The sequence below is a fragment of the Streptomyces sp. NPDC037290 genome, assembly GCF_055603245.1.
In genome coordinates, this window is sequence record NZ_JBVJVZ010000012.1 from 1 (window position 1) to 14,654 (window position 14,654).

The 14,654-nt window shown below is 71.8% G+C and carries 12 protein-coding genes and 1 rRNA gene; 8 read left to right on the top strand and 5 right to left on the bottom strand.

Annotated features, from left to right (window positions below):
* Positions 1 to 69: ribosomal RNA gene (gene rrf / locus ACZ7HQ_RS32210) — 5S ribosomal RNA — on the top strand; the annotation flags it as partial.
* Positions 70 to 184: 115 nt separating this feature from the next.
* Here the strand turns inward: rrf and ACZ7HQ_RS32215 are convergent.
* The 5 genes from ACZ7HQ_RS32215 to ACZ7HQ_RS32235 are packed head-to-tail and all read right to left on the bottom strand — an operon-like array spanning position 185 to position 5,783.
* Positions 185 to 1,495 carry a DUF58 domain-containing protein gene (locus ACZ7HQ_RS32215; protein ID WP_470997586.1) on the bottom strand — a complete coding sequence of 437 codons (1,311 nt, stop codon included), beginning with the start codon at positions 1,493 to 1,495 and terminating at the stop codon, positions 185 to 187.
* Positions 1,495 to 2,484 carry an AAA family ATPase gene (locus ACZ7HQ_RS32220; RefSeq protein WP_470997956.1) on the bottom strand — a complete coding sequence of 330 codons (990 nt, stop codon included), beginning with the start codon at positions 2,482 to 2,484 and terminating at the stop codon, positions 1,495 to 1,497. Before ACZ7HQ_RS32220 ends, ACZ7HQ_RS32215 begins: the two co-directional genes overlap by 1 nt.
* The gene (locus tag ACZ7HQ_RS32225) at positions 2,484 to 3,680 is read right to left on the bottom strand and encodes a DUF4350 domain-containing protein (protein ID WP_470997589.1); all 1,197 of its coding nucleotides are present in this window, start codon (positions 3,678 to 3,680) and stop codon (positions 2,484 to 2,486) included. The genes ACZ7HQ_RS32220 and ACZ7HQ_RS32225 overlap by 1 nt, the downstream gene beginning before the upstream one ends.
* Positions 3,677 to 4,456, bottom strand: a complete 780-nt coding sequence (locus tag ACZ7HQ_RS32230; protein WP_470997590.1) for a DUF4129 domain-containing protein — start codon at positions 4,454 to 4,456, stop codon at positions 3,677 to 3,679. Before ACZ7HQ_RS32230 ends, ACZ7HQ_RS32225 begins: the two co-directional genes overlap by 4 nt.
* A 4-nt stretch (positions 4,457 to 4,460) precedes the next feature.
* Positions 4,461 to 5,783 carry a DUF7847 domain-containing protein gene (locus ACZ7HQ_RS32235; protein ID WP_470997593.1) on the bottom strand — a complete coding sequence of 441 codons (1,323 nt, stop codon included), beginning with the start codon at positions 5,781 to 5,783 and terminating at the stop codon, positions 4,461 to 4,463.
* Positions 5,784 to 5,923: 140 nt separating this feature from the next.
* On the opposite strand from ACZ7HQ_RS32235, the gene mtnA reads away from it, so the two are divergent.
* The 7 genes from mtnA (at position 5,924) to ACZ7HQ_RS32270 (ending at position 14,641) form a co-directional block, all read left to right on the top strand.
* Positions 5,924 to 7,066, top strand: coding sequence for an S-methyl-5-thioribose-1-phosphate isomerase (mtnA, locus tag ACZ7HQ_RS32240; protein ID WP_470997596.1), 1,143 nt, complete (start codon positions 5,924 to 5,926; stop codon positions 7,064 to 7,066).
* Positions 7,067 to 7,070: 4 nt separating this feature from the next.
* Positions 7,071 to 7,760: a two-component system response regulator MtrA gene (gene mtrA, locus ACZ7HQ_RS32245; RefSeq protein ID WP_470997599.1), complete on the top strand. Its 690-nt coding sequence runs from the start codon at positions 7,071 to 7,073 to the stop codon at positions 7,758 to 7,760.
* Position 7,761: 1 nt separating this feature from the next.
* Complete coding sequence (gene mtrB / locus ACZ7HQ_RS32250) at positions 7,762 to 9,873, top strand: MtrAB system histidine kinase MtrB (RefSeq protein ID WP_470997602.1); 2,112 nt, start codon at positions 7,762 to 7,764, stop codon at positions 9,871 to 9,873.
* Positions 9,863 to 11,701, top strand: a complete 1,839-nt coding sequence (locus tag ACZ7HQ_RS32255) for an LpqB family beta-propeller domain-containing protein (protein ID WP_470997605.1) — start codon at positions 9,863 to 9,865, stop codon at positions 11,699 to 11,701. Before mtrB ends, ACZ7HQ_RS32255 begins: the two co-directional genes overlap by 11 nt.
* Positions 11,702 to 11,826: 125 nt before the next feature.
* Positions 11,827 to 12,687, top strand: coding sequence for a ComF family protein (locus ACZ7HQ_RS32260; protein WP_470997608.1), 861 nt, complete (start codon positions 11,827 to 11,829; stop codon positions 12,685 to 12,687).
* 313 nt (positions 12,688 to 13,000) lie between these two features.
* Positions 13,001 to 13,693 (top strand): ribosome hibernation-promoting factor, HPF/YfiA family, encoded by a 693-nt coding sequence (gene hpf, locus ACZ7HQ_RS32265; RefSeq protein ID WP_470997611.1) that lies wholly within the window; start codon positions 13,001 to 13,003, stop codon positions 13,691 to 13,693.
* Between the two features lie 201 nt (positions 13,694 to 13,894).
* Entirely contained in the window at positions 13,895 to 14,641 is a 747-nt protein-coding gene (locus tag ACZ7HQ_RS32270) for a response regulator (protein WP_470997613.1), read from the top strand.
* The last annotated feature ends 13 nt before the right edge of the window (positions 14,642 to 14,654 follow it).

The following is a 14,654-nucleotide window of genomic DNA, read 5'->3' on the forward strand; positions in this document are numbered from 1 at the left end:
GAAGCTAAGCCTCACAGCGCCGATGGTACTGCAGGGGGGACCCTGTGGGAGAGTAGGACACCGCCGAACAATTTTTGAGAAAGGCCCACGCCGGACGGCGTGGGCCTTTCTGCGTTCAGGGCTCGTAATTCCGCAGTACACACATTTCCCCCCAGGGCGGCGGAGCCGGAACGGACCAAGAGATCTAGAGCCGACCCGCTGCCTTCAGAGCCAGATACGCGTCCGCCAGCGCCGGCGCCAGATCCTCCGGTGTCGCGTCCACGACGGTCACACCGTGCCGTCGTAGCTGTTCCGCGGTGCGCTGCCGTTCGCTCTGCGCCTGAGCCGCCGCTGCGGCCTCGTAGACCGCCTCCGCGTTCCCTCGTGCTTCGGCCATGCGGGCGATGTGCGGGTCGGCCACCGAGGCGACCAGGAGCGTGTGCCGCTGAGTGAGCTGCGGGAGGACGGGGAGCAGGCCCTGTTCCACCGGAGCGGCGTCCAGCGTCGTGAACAGCACGATCAGCGACCGGCGAGGCGCCGTACGCAGAGCCGTTGCGGTGAGCCCCCGGGCGTCGGTCTCGACCAGTTCCGGTTCCAGCGTGGCCATCGCGTTCACCAGGCCCGGCAGCACGTCCCCCGCCGAGCGGGCCTGGACCAGGGCTCGTACCCGGCGGTCGTAGGCCAGCATCGCCACGCGGTCGCCGGCTCGGGAGGCCAGTGCCGCGAGGAGGAGTGCCGCGTCCATGGAGGCGTCCAGCCGTGGTGCGTCGCCGACGCGTCCGGCGGAGGTCCGGCCGGTGTCCAGCACGAGCAGGATGTGCCGGTCGCGCTCCGGGCGCCAGGTGCGGACGGCGACGGCGGACTGGCGGGCGGTGGCCCGCCAGTCGATCGAGCGGGTGTCGTCTCCGGGGACGTACTCGCGCAGGCTGTCGAACTCCGTTCCCTCACCGCGTGTCAGCACGCAGGTACGACCGTCGAGTTCACGCAGTCGGGCGAGTTTCGACGGGAGGTGCTTTCGGCTCGTGAAGGGCGGCAGGACGCGTACCGACCAGGGCAGTTTGTGGGTGCCTTGGCGGGAGAACAGGCCGAGTGGGCCGTAGGAGCGGATCGTGACGCGGTCGGCCTGGCGGTCGCCGCGGCGGGTGGGGCGCAGCCTCGTCGTCACGCGTCTGCGTTCGCCCGGGGGGACGGTCAGACGGTGGCGGGAGGCGTCGATCTCGGTGCCGGGCTGCCAGCTGCTGGGCGGCCAGGCGTCCCGCACCCGTGCCCGCAGGAGGCGACGGGACGGGTTGGTGATCGTGAGGGTGACGTCAGCGGTCTCGCCGAGGCGGGTGGAGGTGTCGCCGGACCGGTCCAGGACGAGGCGTCGTACGGGCGCGGCGAGCGCGTAGTCGCAGGCGCAGGCGAGGGCCAGCGGGCCGTTGACCGCGAGCATCCCTGTCCAGCCGGGCTCCAGGATGCCGAGGGGGATCGAGCCGAGGGCCGCAAGGAGTGCGGCGCGTCCGGTGAGCGCCATCAGCGGGGGACCGGGACGTGGGCGAGGATGGCGTTGATGACGGAGTCCGCCGTCACGCCTTCCATCTCCGCTTCGGGGCGGAGTTGGACCCGGTGCCGCAGAGTCGGCAGGGCGAGGGCTTTGACGTCGTCGGGGATGACGTAGTCGCGGCCCGTCAGCCAGGCCCAGGCACGCGAGGTGGCCAGGAGGGCGGTGGCGCCGCGCGGGGAGACGCCGAGGGTGAGAGAGGGCGACTCGCGGGTGGCGCGGCAGATGTCCACGACGTAGGCGGTGATCTCGGGAGACACGGTCGTCTTGGCGACGGCGGCGCGGGCCGCTTCCAGATCGGCGGGGCCGGCCACGGGGCGTACGCCGGCGGCGCGCAGGTCGCGCGGGTTGAAGCCCGAGGCGTGTCGGGTGAGGACGTCGATCTCGTCCTGCCGTGAGGGCAGAGGGACCGTCAGCTTGAGCAGGAAACGGTCCAGTTGGGCTTCGGGGAGCGGATACGTGCCCTCGTACTCGACGGGGTTCTGGGTCGCCGCGACCAGGAAGGGATCGGGGAGCGGGCGCGGGGTGCCGTCGACTGTGACCTGGCGCTCCTCCATGGCTTCGAGGAGGGAGGACTGCGTCTTGGGAGGGGTGCGGTTGATTTCGTCCGCGAGGAGGAGGTTGGTGAAGACCGGTCCGGGCTGGAAGGAGAACTCGGCGGTGCGGGTGTCGTAGACGAGGGAGCCGGTGACGTCGCTCGGCATCAGGTCGGGGGTGAACTGGACGCGCTTGGTGTCGAGTTCGAGTGCGGATGCCAGGGCGCGGACGAGCAACGTTTTGGCGACTCCAGGGACTCCTTCAAGGAGAACGTGTCCGCGGCAGAGGAGAGCGACGACGAGGCCGGTCACGGCGGGATCCTGGCCGACCACGGCTTTGGCGATCTCGGCGCGCAGGGCCTCCAGGGATGCTCGGGCGGTGCCCGCGTCCCCGGTGTTCCCGGCATTGTCAGTGGTCGGGTCCATCATGAACGGCGTACCTCTCTTTCGAGGGCGTCGAGTTGGTCGGTCAGTGCGATCAGGGCCGCGTCGTCGCCGGGCGGCGGTCCGAAGAGGAGGGCGTGCAAGGCCTGTCCGTCGCCGGAGAGGTGGGCGGACAGGGCGGGGAGCAAGGCCTCGGGCGTGTGCGCCTGGGGGACGGGGACGCCGACGAGGGGGGCGAGACGGGTGCGGGTCGTGGAGCGGAGAGCGGCGGCGGCGCGGTCGCGGGCGTTGGCCTTGCGGTAGAGGCGGGCGCGGCCTTCGGCGGTCTCGGAGGCGCGGATCACGACGGGGAGTTTCTCGGGCACGAGGGGGCCGAAGCGGCGTGCCCGCCAGAAGGCGGCGAGGACCGCTGCGACGAACAGCTGCAGGGCCCCCCAGAGCCAGCCCGAGGGAAGCAGGTCGAGGAAGTTCTTCTGGTCGCCGGTGCCGGTGGCCGAGGCGTCGGAGAGCGAGGGGAGGTACCAGACCAGATGGGGGCGGGAACCGAGGAGTTGGAGGGCGAGCGAGGCGTTGCCCTCGTTGCCGAGGCGGTCGTTGTAGAGGATGTCCGGCGCGCCGAGCACGACGGTGTCACCGCCCCCGGACGCCTCGGGGATGCGCAGCAGGGTGGCGAGGCGCGCGCTGGGGTAGCAGGAGGCCGCGTCGAGGTGGGTGGTGGTGTAGCGGATCCCGCCGGTGTCGGCGCTGCCCGCGCGCCGGGCTTCGGGCAGGGTGCAGTCGGGGGCGAGTGTCGTGCCGGGGCTGGTGGCCGGGTCCGCGCTCACTCCTGGAGCCAGTCGCTGGACGGACGAGCTGCCGGCCGCGACGAGGACGGTGCGCCCACCGGAGGCGGCGGTTGCCTTGCGCAACCGGTCTTGTTGACGGGTAGTCAGCAGGTCGGGTACCGCGACCAGGACAGTGGTGTCCGGGCCGGCGGTCGTGCGTACCGCACCGAGGGTGGTGACCACACGCGTGGAGACGCCCCGGTCGGCGAGGAGTTGGGAGACGGCCCGGCTGCCGTACGGGTCGGCGGAGCGCGGGTCCAGCTCGCCGTGCCGGGCGGTGGAGCGTACGGCCGCCATGGCGACGGCCGCCGCCAGGATCAGCACGACGGCGAGCGTGACGCCCCGCGCGCGAGTCCACACCTGACGGACGGTCGGCGCGGTGGAGGTCGACGGCAGCGTGGCCTCGGCGGTCACTCGGCGGCCCCCTGGTGGGTGCTGGGGGCCGTGCTGGTGGTGCTGTGGGCGAGGGCGGGCCTGGTGCGTTCGAGGTCGCGGTCGAGTTCGGCGACGCGGCGGTACGACTGCTCGGTCGCCGTGCGTCCGCCGTATGTCACGTCGTCGAACTCGCGGGCCGCGGCGCGCAGTCCGTCCGTGTGCGTAGGCAGGGCACGTCCTGCCTCGGCGGCTGCCTCGTCGGCGGTGCGGCCGGGGCGGGCGTCCAGCAGGGTCCGTTCCTCCAGGGAGCGGACGATGGCCCGCATGCGTTCCTGCAGGGCCTGGTTCCAGTGGCCCTGGGCGGCGTGTGCCTCGCTGGCCGCGCGGTGTTCGGCGGCGCTGCGGGGGCGGTCGTCGAACAGGACGGCGGCGGAGGAGGGTTGCCGACGCGGGGTCCCGAGGCGCCACCACAGGGCGGCCAGCACGGCAACGACGAACAGGACGACGACGATCAGGCCGACCATGCCGCCGGGGGTCGCCGAGGAGGCCGAGCTGAACAGCCGGTCGAGCCAGTTCCAGAACGCGTTCAGCGCGCGCTGGAACAGTCCGGGATCGTTCTCGTGGTACATCCGCTTGGACAGCTCGCGGCGAGCCGCCTCCCGTGCGGGCCCCCGCGGGATGGTCACGGGCGGCTGGTCTCCCGAGCCGCCGGCTGCGCGGACGGCCGTGTGCGCGGCGCGCAGCAGGCCTCGCACGACCGTTTCGCCGGCGCCGGACGAGGCCGCCGCCGTGAGCACTCCCCCCGTGGGACTCACCGCATCAGCTCCCAGGGACGGGACGGGGCACGCCGGTGCCGGACGCCTGGACACCAGCTGCGCGGGCCAGCTCCAGATCGAGGGCTTCGCGGCGGATGCGCTGGTCGATGTAGAGGAGCACGGTGACGCCCGCGCTGATCGGCAGGGTGAGGGCGCCGCCGATCAGTGTCCCGACTCCCTGGATGATCAGGGACGTCCAGCCGGGGTGTCCGCCACTGGTGCCGAGCAGGTCGTTGATCCCGTCGTTGCTCACGGCGACCCCGATGACGGTGAAGGGGATGGCGATGAGGGCCTGGACGATCCTGACGATGAGCCCGGTGAGCAGCAGAATGCCGAAGGTACGCCACCAGGAGCCGCGTACCAGCTTCGCCGAGCGGCTCATGGCCTTCACGATGCTCTGCCGTTCCAGCATCAGGGCGGGCGTGGACAGGCAGAAGCGGATCACCAGCCACGTCGTGACGACGGCGGCTGCGAGGAAGCCCAGGGCCAGCAGGCCCGCCCCCGCGACGACGTCGCCGCCGGCGAGCATGACGACAATGCCGGGCAGCGCTCCGGCGACCCACACGCCGATGGTGATCAGGCCCAGCAGGAGGATCAGGCCGAACAGCTTCGGGATCTGCGGGCGGGCGTCACGCCACGCCTCCCCGATGCTGACCGGCCTGCCGAGGACCGCGCGGCTGGTGATGGTCGTGAGCATGGCGGTCGCGATGATCACGGCGATCGCGGAGATCACCGTGACGACGCCGGTGCCGGCCATCATGTCGGGCAGGGCCCGGTAGACATCGTCGGGATTGGCGTTCCGGCTGCCGAGCTGGATCTGTGCGACGGCGCCGGTCAGGACGAAGCCCTGCACGAGGACGAGGGTGACGGTCGTGAACAGAGCGACCGCGAGCGAGAGGCCGAGCACCGCGCGCCAGTGGGTGCGCATGGTGGAGACGGCGCCGTCGAGGATCTCGCCGACGCCGAGCGGGCGCAGCGGGATGACGCCGGGCTTGGCCGCGGGCGGGGGACCGCCCCAGCCGCCGCCCCAGGCTCCGTAGCCGCCGGGGCCGGGGCCCAGGTGCGGCCGGCCACCCCAGCCCGGACCGGGCGGCGGGGGCGGCGGGGTCTGGTTGGGGCTGGGGGCACCGGTGGGTGCGGACCACTGGCCCGGTGGCGGCTGCTCCTTGGACCACTTCACGCCTGGACCCTGCGCGTTCGCGCCCGGCTGCGGTGCGGGTGCGGTGTCGCCGGGGCGGTCGGCAGGCTCGGCGGGGCCGGACGCGCCGGGTTCCCGCCCCTCGGACGGGGCGGATCCGGGCGAGGCCCAGCCCGGAGTGTCTGTCATCGAAGCTCCTTCTCGGTGCCCGTCCGCGGTCGCGGTGGCAGGTTGGCAGCCATCGTGCCATGGGGTGGTCACCGGGTGACCGGCCGCGGTAGGGCCCGGATCCCTTCAATTGTCCGCCGGATCCGGGGCAGACTGACCGCATGGCTGATCAGCAGGCGCGAACCGACGGGGACAAGCGGTCGACCGAGATACCTGCGATCCGATGGGAGGAGCCACCCGAGGGCCCTGTACTGGTCCTCCTCGATCAGACGAGGCTGCCGGCCGAGGAGGTCGAGCTGGTGTGCACGGACGCGTCGGCGCTGGTGGAGGCGATCCGTGCGCTCGCCGTGCGCGGGGCTCCGCTGCTGGGGATCGCGGGGGCGTACGGTGTCGCGCTCGCCGCCGCACGTGGCTTCGACGTGGCCGAGGCGGCACGAGCGCTCGAGGGCGCCCGGCCCACGGCGGTGAACCTCTCCGTGGGCGTGCGCCGGGCCCGGGCCGCGTACGAGGCGGCGCTGGCGAGGACCGGCGACGCCACGGAGGCGGCCGCGGCGGCGCTGGGCGCGGCGCGGACGCTGCACCGGGAGGACGCCGAGGCCAGCTCCCGGATGGCGGCCCACGGTCTGGCGCTCCTGGACGAGTTGCTGTCCGGTGGCGGGCACCGGATTCTCACCCACTGCAACAGCGGTTCGCTGGTGTCGGGCGGCGAGGGCACGGCGTTCGCGGTGGCCCTGGCGGCGCACCGCGAGGGGCGGCTGCGGCGGCTGTGGGTGGACGAAACGCGTCCGTTGCTGCAAGGTGCTCGCCTGACGGCGTACGAAGCGGCCCGCAGTGGAATGGCGTACACCTTGCTCACCGACAACGCGGCGGGTTCCCTGTTCGCGGCGGGTGAGGTGGACGCGGTGCTGATCGGTGCGGACCGGATCGCGGCCGACGGCTCGGTGGCGAACAAGGTGGGGAGCTATCCGCTCGCGGTGCTGGCGCGGTACCACCATGTGCCGTTCATCGTGGTGGCGCCGGTGACGACGGTCGACCCGGACACACCTGACGGTGCGTCCATCGAGGTCGAGCAGCGAGCCGGCTTCGAGGTGACCGAGGTCACAGCACCCCAGGTGCCGGTGACGGGAGCAGGAGGCGGGATTCCGGTGGCACCCCTGGGGACCCAGGCGTACAACCCGGCGTTCGACGTGACGCCGCCCGAGCTGGTGACGGCCATCGTCACCGAGGAGGGAGCCGTTTCACCCGTGACAGCCGAGGCTCTTGCCGAGCTGTGTGCCAGGTCACGCCAGGTAACGATTAGCTAATGGGATGATGTCGTTTATGAAGGGACGAGTCCTTGTCGTCGACGACGACACCGCACTGGCCGAGATGCTCGGGATCGTGCTGCGTGGTGAAGGTTTTGAGCCGTCTTTTGTAGCCGACGGCGACAAGGCGCTGGCCGCTTTTCGGGAGACCAAGCCCGATCTGGTGCTGCTGGACCTGATGCTGCCCGGGCGGGACGGCATCGAGGTGTGCCGGCTGATCCGGGCGGAGTCCGGGGTGCCGATCGTGATGCTCACGGCGAAGAGCGACACCGTCGACGTGGTCGTGGGCCTGGAGTCGGGCGCCGACGACTACATCGTCAAGCCGTTCAAGCCGAAGGAGCTGGTCGCCCGGATCCGGGCGCGGCTGCGGCGGTCGGAGGAGCCGGCCCCGGAGCAGCTGACCATCGGTGACCTGGTCATCGACGTGGCCGGGCACTCGGTGAAGCGGAACGGGCAGTCGATCGCGCTGACCCCGCTGGAGTTCGACCTGCTGGTCGCACTCGCCCGCAAGCCGTGGCAGGTGTTCACGCGCGAGGTGCTCCTCGAGCAGGTGTGGGGCTACCGGCACGCCGCCGACACGCGGCTTGTCAACGTGCACGTCCAGCGGCTGCGTTCCAAGGTCGAGAAGGACCCGGAGCGGCCGGAGATCGTGGTGACCGTCCGTGGTGTCGGTTACAAGGCCGGACCGAGCTGACATGTCCGGGGACAGTGCCGCTTCGGCTCCCGGCCGGTCCGGGGCCCGTCCGGAGCGGCCTGTCGGCCGGACGGCGGGTGCGCGTTTCAGGAGTCTCTTCGAGGGCGGTCTGCTCGAGGGCGGGGTCCAGCGCAGCCCGGTCATCAGGCTGCTTTTGCGCTGGGTGCGCCGTCCGCTGCTGCCGGTGATGCGGCTGTGGCGGCGCAACATCCAGCTGCGCGTCGTCGCGACGACGCTGGTGATGTCCCTGGGTGTCGTCCTGCTGCTCGGATTCGTCGTGATCGGGCAGGTGCGCAACGGCCTGCTGGACGCGAAGGTGAAGGCCTCGCAGAGCCAGGCCACTGGCGGCTTCGCGGTGGCCAAGCAGAGGGCCGACGAGGCGGCCAGCGGCGCCGGTAGCGGTGCCGGCGCCGGTGCTACCGGGACCGGCACCCCCGACGGCACGGCGTCCGTGGACGGCCGGCAGTCGCAGAACGTCATCCAGTGGATGAGCGACCTCGTGGAGTCGCTGTCCAGCGGCGGTGCGGGCGCCTTCGACGTCGTCACGCTGCCCGTCGGGGACGACAGCGGCGGCGGACGCAGCCCGCGCGGTTCGGGGAACGTCAATCCGACCTCCAGCGTGCCCGCCGACCTGCGCGATCGGGTCAACAGCGGAACGACCGCCGCCCAGAGCTACAGCCGGATCGTGTACTCCAACGGCAAGGACTCGCAGCCGGCGCTGGTCATCGGCAAGCAGGTCAACGACCCCAACGGGCGGCCGTACGAGCTGTACTACCTTTTCCCGCTCACGCAGGAGGAGAAGTCACTGAGCCTGGTCAAGGGCACGCTCGCGACCGCCGGGCTGTTCGTCGTCGTGCTGCTCGGCGCGATCGCCTGGCTGGTGGTGCGGCAGGTCGTCACGCCGGTGCGGATGGCGGCCGGGATCGCGGAGCGGCTGTCCGCCGGGCGGCTGCAGGAGCGGATGAAGGTCACCGGCGAGGACGACATCGCGCGTCTGGGTGAGGCCTTCAACAAGATGGCGCAGAACCTCCAGGTGAAGATCCAGCAGCTGGAGGACCTGTCGCGGATGCAGCGCCGGTTCGTGTCGGACGTCTCGCACGAGCTGCGTACGCCGCTGACGACCGTCCGTATGGCCGCCGACGTCATCCATGAGGCGCGCGAGGACTTCGATCCGGTGACCGCGCGGTCGGCCGAACTGCTCGCCGACCAGCTGGACCGCTTCGAGTCACTGCTCGCGGACCTGCTGGAGATCAGCCGCTTCGACGCGGGGGCGGCGGCGCTGGAGGCCGAGCCGATAGACCTCAGGGATGTCGTCCGGCGCGTGGTCAGCGGCGCCGAGCCGCTCGCCGAGCGTAAGGGCACGCACATACGCGTGGTCGGCGATCAGCAGCCCGTCGTCGCCGAGGCCGACGCCCGGCGGGTGGAGCGCGTGCTGCGCAACCTCGTCGTCAACGCCGTCGAGCACGGCGAGGGCAGGGACGTCGTCGTCAAGCTCGCCGCGGCGGGCGGCGCGGTCGCCGTCGCGGTGCGCGACTACGGCGTGGGACTCAAGCCCGGCGAGGCGACGCGTGTCTTCAGCCGCTTCTGGCGGGCGGACCCGGCACGCGCGCGTACCACGGGCGGTACGGGCCTCGGCCTGTCGATCGCCCTGGAGGACGCGCGGCTGCACGGCGGCTGGCTGCAGGCCTGGGGCGAGCCGGGTGGCGGCTCCCAGTTCCGGCTGACGCTGCCCCGGACCGCCGACGAGCCGCTGCGGGGCTCGCCGATACCGCTGGAGCCCAAGGACTCGCGCCGAAACCGTGGCCTCAACGCAGCGGGTCTGCCCGGCGGGGGCGAGGAGAAGCGGGCGACCGTCCCCGTGCAGCAGGGCGGCGCCCAGGCCTCCGCGCTGCCGCCGCGCGCCCCGGCCGGGCCCCGGCTGGTCGCCGCCGACCCGGCCGCACTGCCCGGTAACGGCAACGGCGCGCGCGTGGTGCCCCGGCCCACCGGCGGCACCCAGCGCGGGGACGACAGGCCCGCCACGGCTCCGGCACCCGACCCGGGCGCGGCCCGGCCGGATGCGGACCGGGCGGAGGACTCGAGCAAGCCAGGGGAGGCATTTCGTGGGCGCTGACCGCAAGGGGGGCGTCCGGCCCAGGCCGGGACGCGCAGTGGTCTACGCCGCCTTGGGAGCCGTACTGCTGGCCGGGTGCGCCTCGATGCCCGACAGCGGGGATCTGCGGAACGTGGAGTCCACGCCGCGGCAGGACACCCGGGTCCGGGTGTTCGCCATGCCGCCGGCCGAGGGCGCCGGGCCCGCCGAGATCATGCAGGGCTTCCTGGAAGCGCTGACCAGTGACGACCCTGACTACGACACGGCCCGCAAGTATCTGGCGTCCGACGCGGCACACCGCTGGCGGCCGGAACAGTCGACCACGGTCCTCGCGGGCGGCCCGAGCATCGAGCCGGACTGCCGGGCGGGCACCGGCACGGAGCCGACCAACAGCGTCACCTGTGTGCTGGCGGGCAGCCGGGTCGCGACGGTGGACGAGCAGCTGGCGTACGAGCCGGCTGGCGGTGCCTACCGCAAGAAGGTCCACCTCACGCGCAGCCCCAAGGACGGGCAGTGGCGCATCGACGGGCTGCCCGACGGCGTCGTCATGGGCAAGTCGGACTTCCAGCGCAACTACACCTCCGTCGACAAGTACTACTTCGCTTCCGACACGGCGGTCGGGTCGGCGGGGCAGCCGGTGGCGGTCGCCGACCCGGTGTTCGTGCGCGGCAAGGTGGATCCGATGACGCAGACGGTCCGCTCGCTGCTGAGCGGGCCCTCCCGCTGGCTGGGGCCGGTCGTCAGATCCAGCTTCCCGACCGGTGCGGCCCTGCAGAAGGATGTGTCGGGGCTGGCGCCGGACGACCAGAACAAGCTGACGGTGCCGCTGAACCTCAAGGCGTCCCAGGTCGCGGGGCCCAAGTGCACCGAGATGGCGACGCAGGTGCTGTTCACCCTGCGGAACCTGGCGCCGACGCTGGAGTCCGTGGAGTTGCAGGGGGCTGGCGGCCACCGGCTGTGCGATCTCAGCGAGGAGCGTGCCGAGTCCACCGCGTGGCACGGGGCGGCCAAGAGCCCCGAGAACCTGTACTACCTCGACGGCAAGCACCGGCTGGTGCGCATGCCGACGGGGAGTACGACCACCAACGCGGTTCCGGTGCCGGGTGCGCTGGGCGAGGGCGACAAGGCGCTCGAGTCGGTGGCGGTGTCGCGGGACGAGCACAGCGCCGCCGGCGTCGGCGATCAGGGCAGGTCGTTGTACGTGACGTCGCTGGCGTCGGGCGGTTCGCTCGGGGACGCGCTGGTGACCAGCCAGGGCGCGACCGCGGCCGACCGGCTGACGACGCCGAGCTGGGACGCCCCCGGCGACCTGTGGGTGGCCGACCGCGACCCGCGCCGTCCGAGGCTGTACGTCATGGAACAGGGCCTCGCCAAACCGCGGGAGGTCGTGGTTGCGGGCCTGTCCGGCCGGATCAAGGACGCGCGGGTCGCCGCCGACGGGGTACGGATCGCGCTGGTGGTGGAGAAGGACGGCAAGCAGTCCCTGCTCATCGGCCGGATCCAGCGCGACGACGGGACCGGGCAGGGCACGTCGGTGGTCGAACTGCGCTCGGCCGCGCCCGACCTGGAGCAGGTCAGCGCCCTGTCGTGGGCCGGGGACAGCAGGCTGCTGGTCGTCGGCCGTGAGCAGGGCGGCGTGCTGCAGACGCGGTACGTCCAGGTCGACGGCTCCACGCTCGACGGGCCGGCGCCCGGCGCGCTCACCGGCGTCAAGGCGATCGCCGCGTCCGAGGACGAGCGGGTGCCGCTGGTGGCCTACTCGGAGGACGACGGGATCGTACGGCTGCCGTCCGGATCGCAGTGGCAGAAGGTGGACAAGGACGGCACAGCGCCGGTCTATCCGGGCTGAGCGTCGCGACGCGCACCGCCCGTTCACCCGTGTGGGTGATGGGTGGTGCGCGGTCCTCCGGGTTGTCCACAGGTGCTTGTCCACAGGGGTGGCCGGGCCGCTTCGGCGTTGGCACAGTGGTGGACATGCGGGGGTGGTGGCGAGACCTCACCGACCTGGTGCTGCCGGCCGAGTGCGCGGGCTGCGGGGCACCTCGTACGGTGCTCTGCCCGCGCTGCCGGGCCGCTCTGTGCGGTCGCGTGCCGCGGCGGGTGCGGCCGGTGCCGGAGCTGGCCGGGCTGCCGGTGGTTCATGCGGCGGCTCCGTACGCGGAGGAGGTGCGTGCGCTTCTTCTGGCTCACAAGGAGCGGGGCGCGCTGGCCCTCGCGGGAGAGCTGGGCGCGGCTCTGGCGGGGGCTGTGCGGGCAGGGCTCGACGGGTGCGGTGCCGATGCCGCTGCCGGGTGCCCGGGGACCGTGCTGCTGGTCCCCGTGCCTTCCGCCCGGTGGGCCGTGCGGGCGCGGGGGCACGATCCGGTGCGGCGAATGGCGTTCGCGGCGGCCGGTGAGCTGCGGCGCGCCGGGAGGCCGGCCAGGGTGGCGGCCGTGTTGCGGCAGCGGCGGCCGGTGGCGGACCAGGCCGGGCTCGACGCGCAGCGGCGCCTCGCGAACCTCGCGGGGGCGCTGGAGGTGACGGCGGGCGGTGGCCGGCTGCTCGGCTCCGGCCCCGTCGTGCTCGTTGACGACCTGATCACGACGGGTGCCAGCCTCGCGGAGGCGGCACGGGCCCTGCGGGAGGTGGCAGAGGAGCGAAGTCGGGTGAGCAGAGCCGTGTACGGGGCCGTAACTCGGGAAGGAAGGGATGAACAACGGATCGGAGCACGGACGGAGGGCGAGAAGTGGGTGCACGGTGCACCGGAAAAGACGACGGGGAACGCCCCCGGGCATGCACTCCATGCCGCCGTGATCGCCGCTCCGCGGGATTCTTTCGAATTGAACAGGAACTGACCGCTGACCTGCATCGTTGCAGGTAGTGAGAGGGGTAATTCACCTGAACGGAGGTACGCGGGAGTAGAGGGTGACGACATCCGTCCGGGCGAGATATGTTCGGTTGTGAGGAAAGGCGCAGGCCACACCTCTCATATCGGAATGCCGTGCCACGGGGTTTTCCGCAATCACCCGTGGCGGTGGGGTGGAGATCTCGCCCATGGGGGAGGAGGAGGTGGAAGTCACCGAGTCCGAGGTCCGGTGCTCACCGGGCCTGGTGCGAAAGGGAGATGCTCCGCCGACCGAGCGGAGTGATCCGGGAACGGAGTTCTGCGTGGACATCGTCGTCAAAGGCCGCAAGACCGAGGTGCCCGAGCGGTTCCGCAAGCACGTGGCCGAGAAGCTGAAGCTGGAGAAGATCCAGAGGCTCGATGCCAAGGTGATCAGCCTCGACGTCGAGGTGTCCAAGGAACCGAACCCCCGACAGGCCGACCGTTGCGATCGAGTGGAGATCACGCTCCGCTCCCGCGGTCCGGTGATCCGGGCGGAGGCAGCAGCCAGCGATCCGTACGCGGCACTCGACCTGGCGGCGGAGAAGCTGGACGCCCGGCTGCGCAAGCAGCACGACAAGCGTTTCTCGCGCCGGGGCGCACGCCGGATCTCGGCGGCCGAGGTCCCCGACCACGTCCCGGGCGCGGCGACGCTCAGCGGGAACGGCCTGCCGATCCGGGAGGAAGACACGGAGGGAGTGCCGACGAAGAAGATCGGCTCGCTGGAGGTCAAGGGTGAGGGTCCCCTCGTCGTCCGCGAGAAGACCCACGTCGCCTCCCCGATGAGCCTCGACCAGGCCCTCTACGAGATGGAACTGGTCGGCCACGACTTCTACCTGTTCGTCGACGCGGAGACGAAGGAACCGAGTGTCGTCTATCGGCGGCACGCCTACGACTACGGTGTGATCCACCTCAGTACGGACCCGATGGTCGCCGAGGCGCAGGCCCCCGCGGCGGGTGGCACGCTGGGCGGCTGACATCCGACCCACGTCGAGCGGGTGCCCCTGGAAGCGCGTGTGCGCCCCCAGGGGCACCTGTGTGCGACCACTTCACGCCCCGCACGTCACCTCTGTGTCGCCCGGGCATGAAATCATGGCCGGACCGGCCCAACCGGTGGGCCGCTGCCTTGGGTTGGCGATGGCACAGGACCACAGGCCACAGCCTCAGGGGGAGGAACGATGGCGGACACCTTCGGACCGATGCGGGACGAGGATGGCGACGACGGCGTCATCGGCATGCGGCCCGACACGGGCGCCGTACGCGCGGAGCCGATCAGAGTCCTGGTCGTGGACGATCACGCCCTCTTCCGGCGAGGCCTGGAGATCGTGCTCGCTGCCGAGGAGGACATCCAGGTCGTCGGCGAGGCCGGAGACGGCGCCGAGGCCGTGGACAAGGCCGCCGACCTGCTGCCCGACATCGTGCTGATGGACGTTCGCATGCCCAAGCGCGGCGGGATCGAGGCCTGCACCTCCATCAAGGAGGTTGCTCCCAGCGCGAAGATCATCATGCTGACGATCAGCGACGAGGAGGCCGACCTCTACGACGCGATCAAGGCGGGCGCCACCGGATACCTCCTGAAGGAGATCTCCACGGACGAGGTGGCGACCGCCATTCGCGCGGTGGCCGACGGACAGTCGCAGATCAGCCCGTCCATGGCGTCCAAGCTCCTCACCGAGTTCAAGTCGATGATCCAGCGCACCGACGAGCGCCGGCTGGTGCCCGCGCCGCGGCTGACCGACCGGGAGCTGGAGGTCCTCAAGCTCGTCGCGACCGGGATGAACAACCGGGACATCGCCAAGGAGCTGTTCATCTCGGAGAACACGGTGAAGAACCACGTCCGCAACATCCTGGAGAAGCTCCAGCTGCACTCCAGGATGGAGGCCGTTGTCTACGCGATGCGGGAGAAGATCCTCGAGATCCGGTAGCGGTAGCGCGTGC

Coding starts and splice junctions, on each gene's coding strand:
- ACZ7HQ_RS32215 (WP_470997586.1), bottom strand. CDS start 1,495: ATGGCGCTCACCGGACGCGCCGCACTCCTTGCGGCCCTCGGCTCGATC.
- ACZ7HQ_RS32220 (WP_470997956.1), bottom strand. CDS start 2,484: ATGGACCCGACCACTGACAATGCCGGGAACACCGGGGACGCGGGCACC.
- ACZ7HQ_RS32235 (WP_470997593.1), bottom strand. CDS start 5,783: ATGACAGACACTCCGGGCTGGGCCTCGCCCGGATCCGCCCCGTCCGAG.
- mtnA (WP_470997596.1), top strand. CDS start 5,924: ATGGCTGATCAGCAGGCGCGAACCGACGGGGACAAGCGGTCGACCGAG.
- mtrA (WP_470997599.1), top strand. CDS start 7,071: ATGATGTCGTTTATGAAGGGACGAGTCCTTGTCGTCGACGACGACACC.
- mtrB (WP_470997602.1), top strand. CDS start 7,762: ATGTCCGGGGACAGTGCCGCTTCGGCTCCCGGCCGGTCCGGGGCCCGT.
- ACZ7HQ_RS32260 (WP_470997608.1), top strand. CDS start 11,827: ATGCGGGGGTGGTGGCGAGACCTCACCGACCTGGTGCTGCCGGCCGAG.
- ACZ7HQ_RS32270 (WP_470997613.1), top strand. CDS start 13,895: ATGGCGGACACCTTCGGACCGATGCGGGACGAGGATGGCGACGACGGC.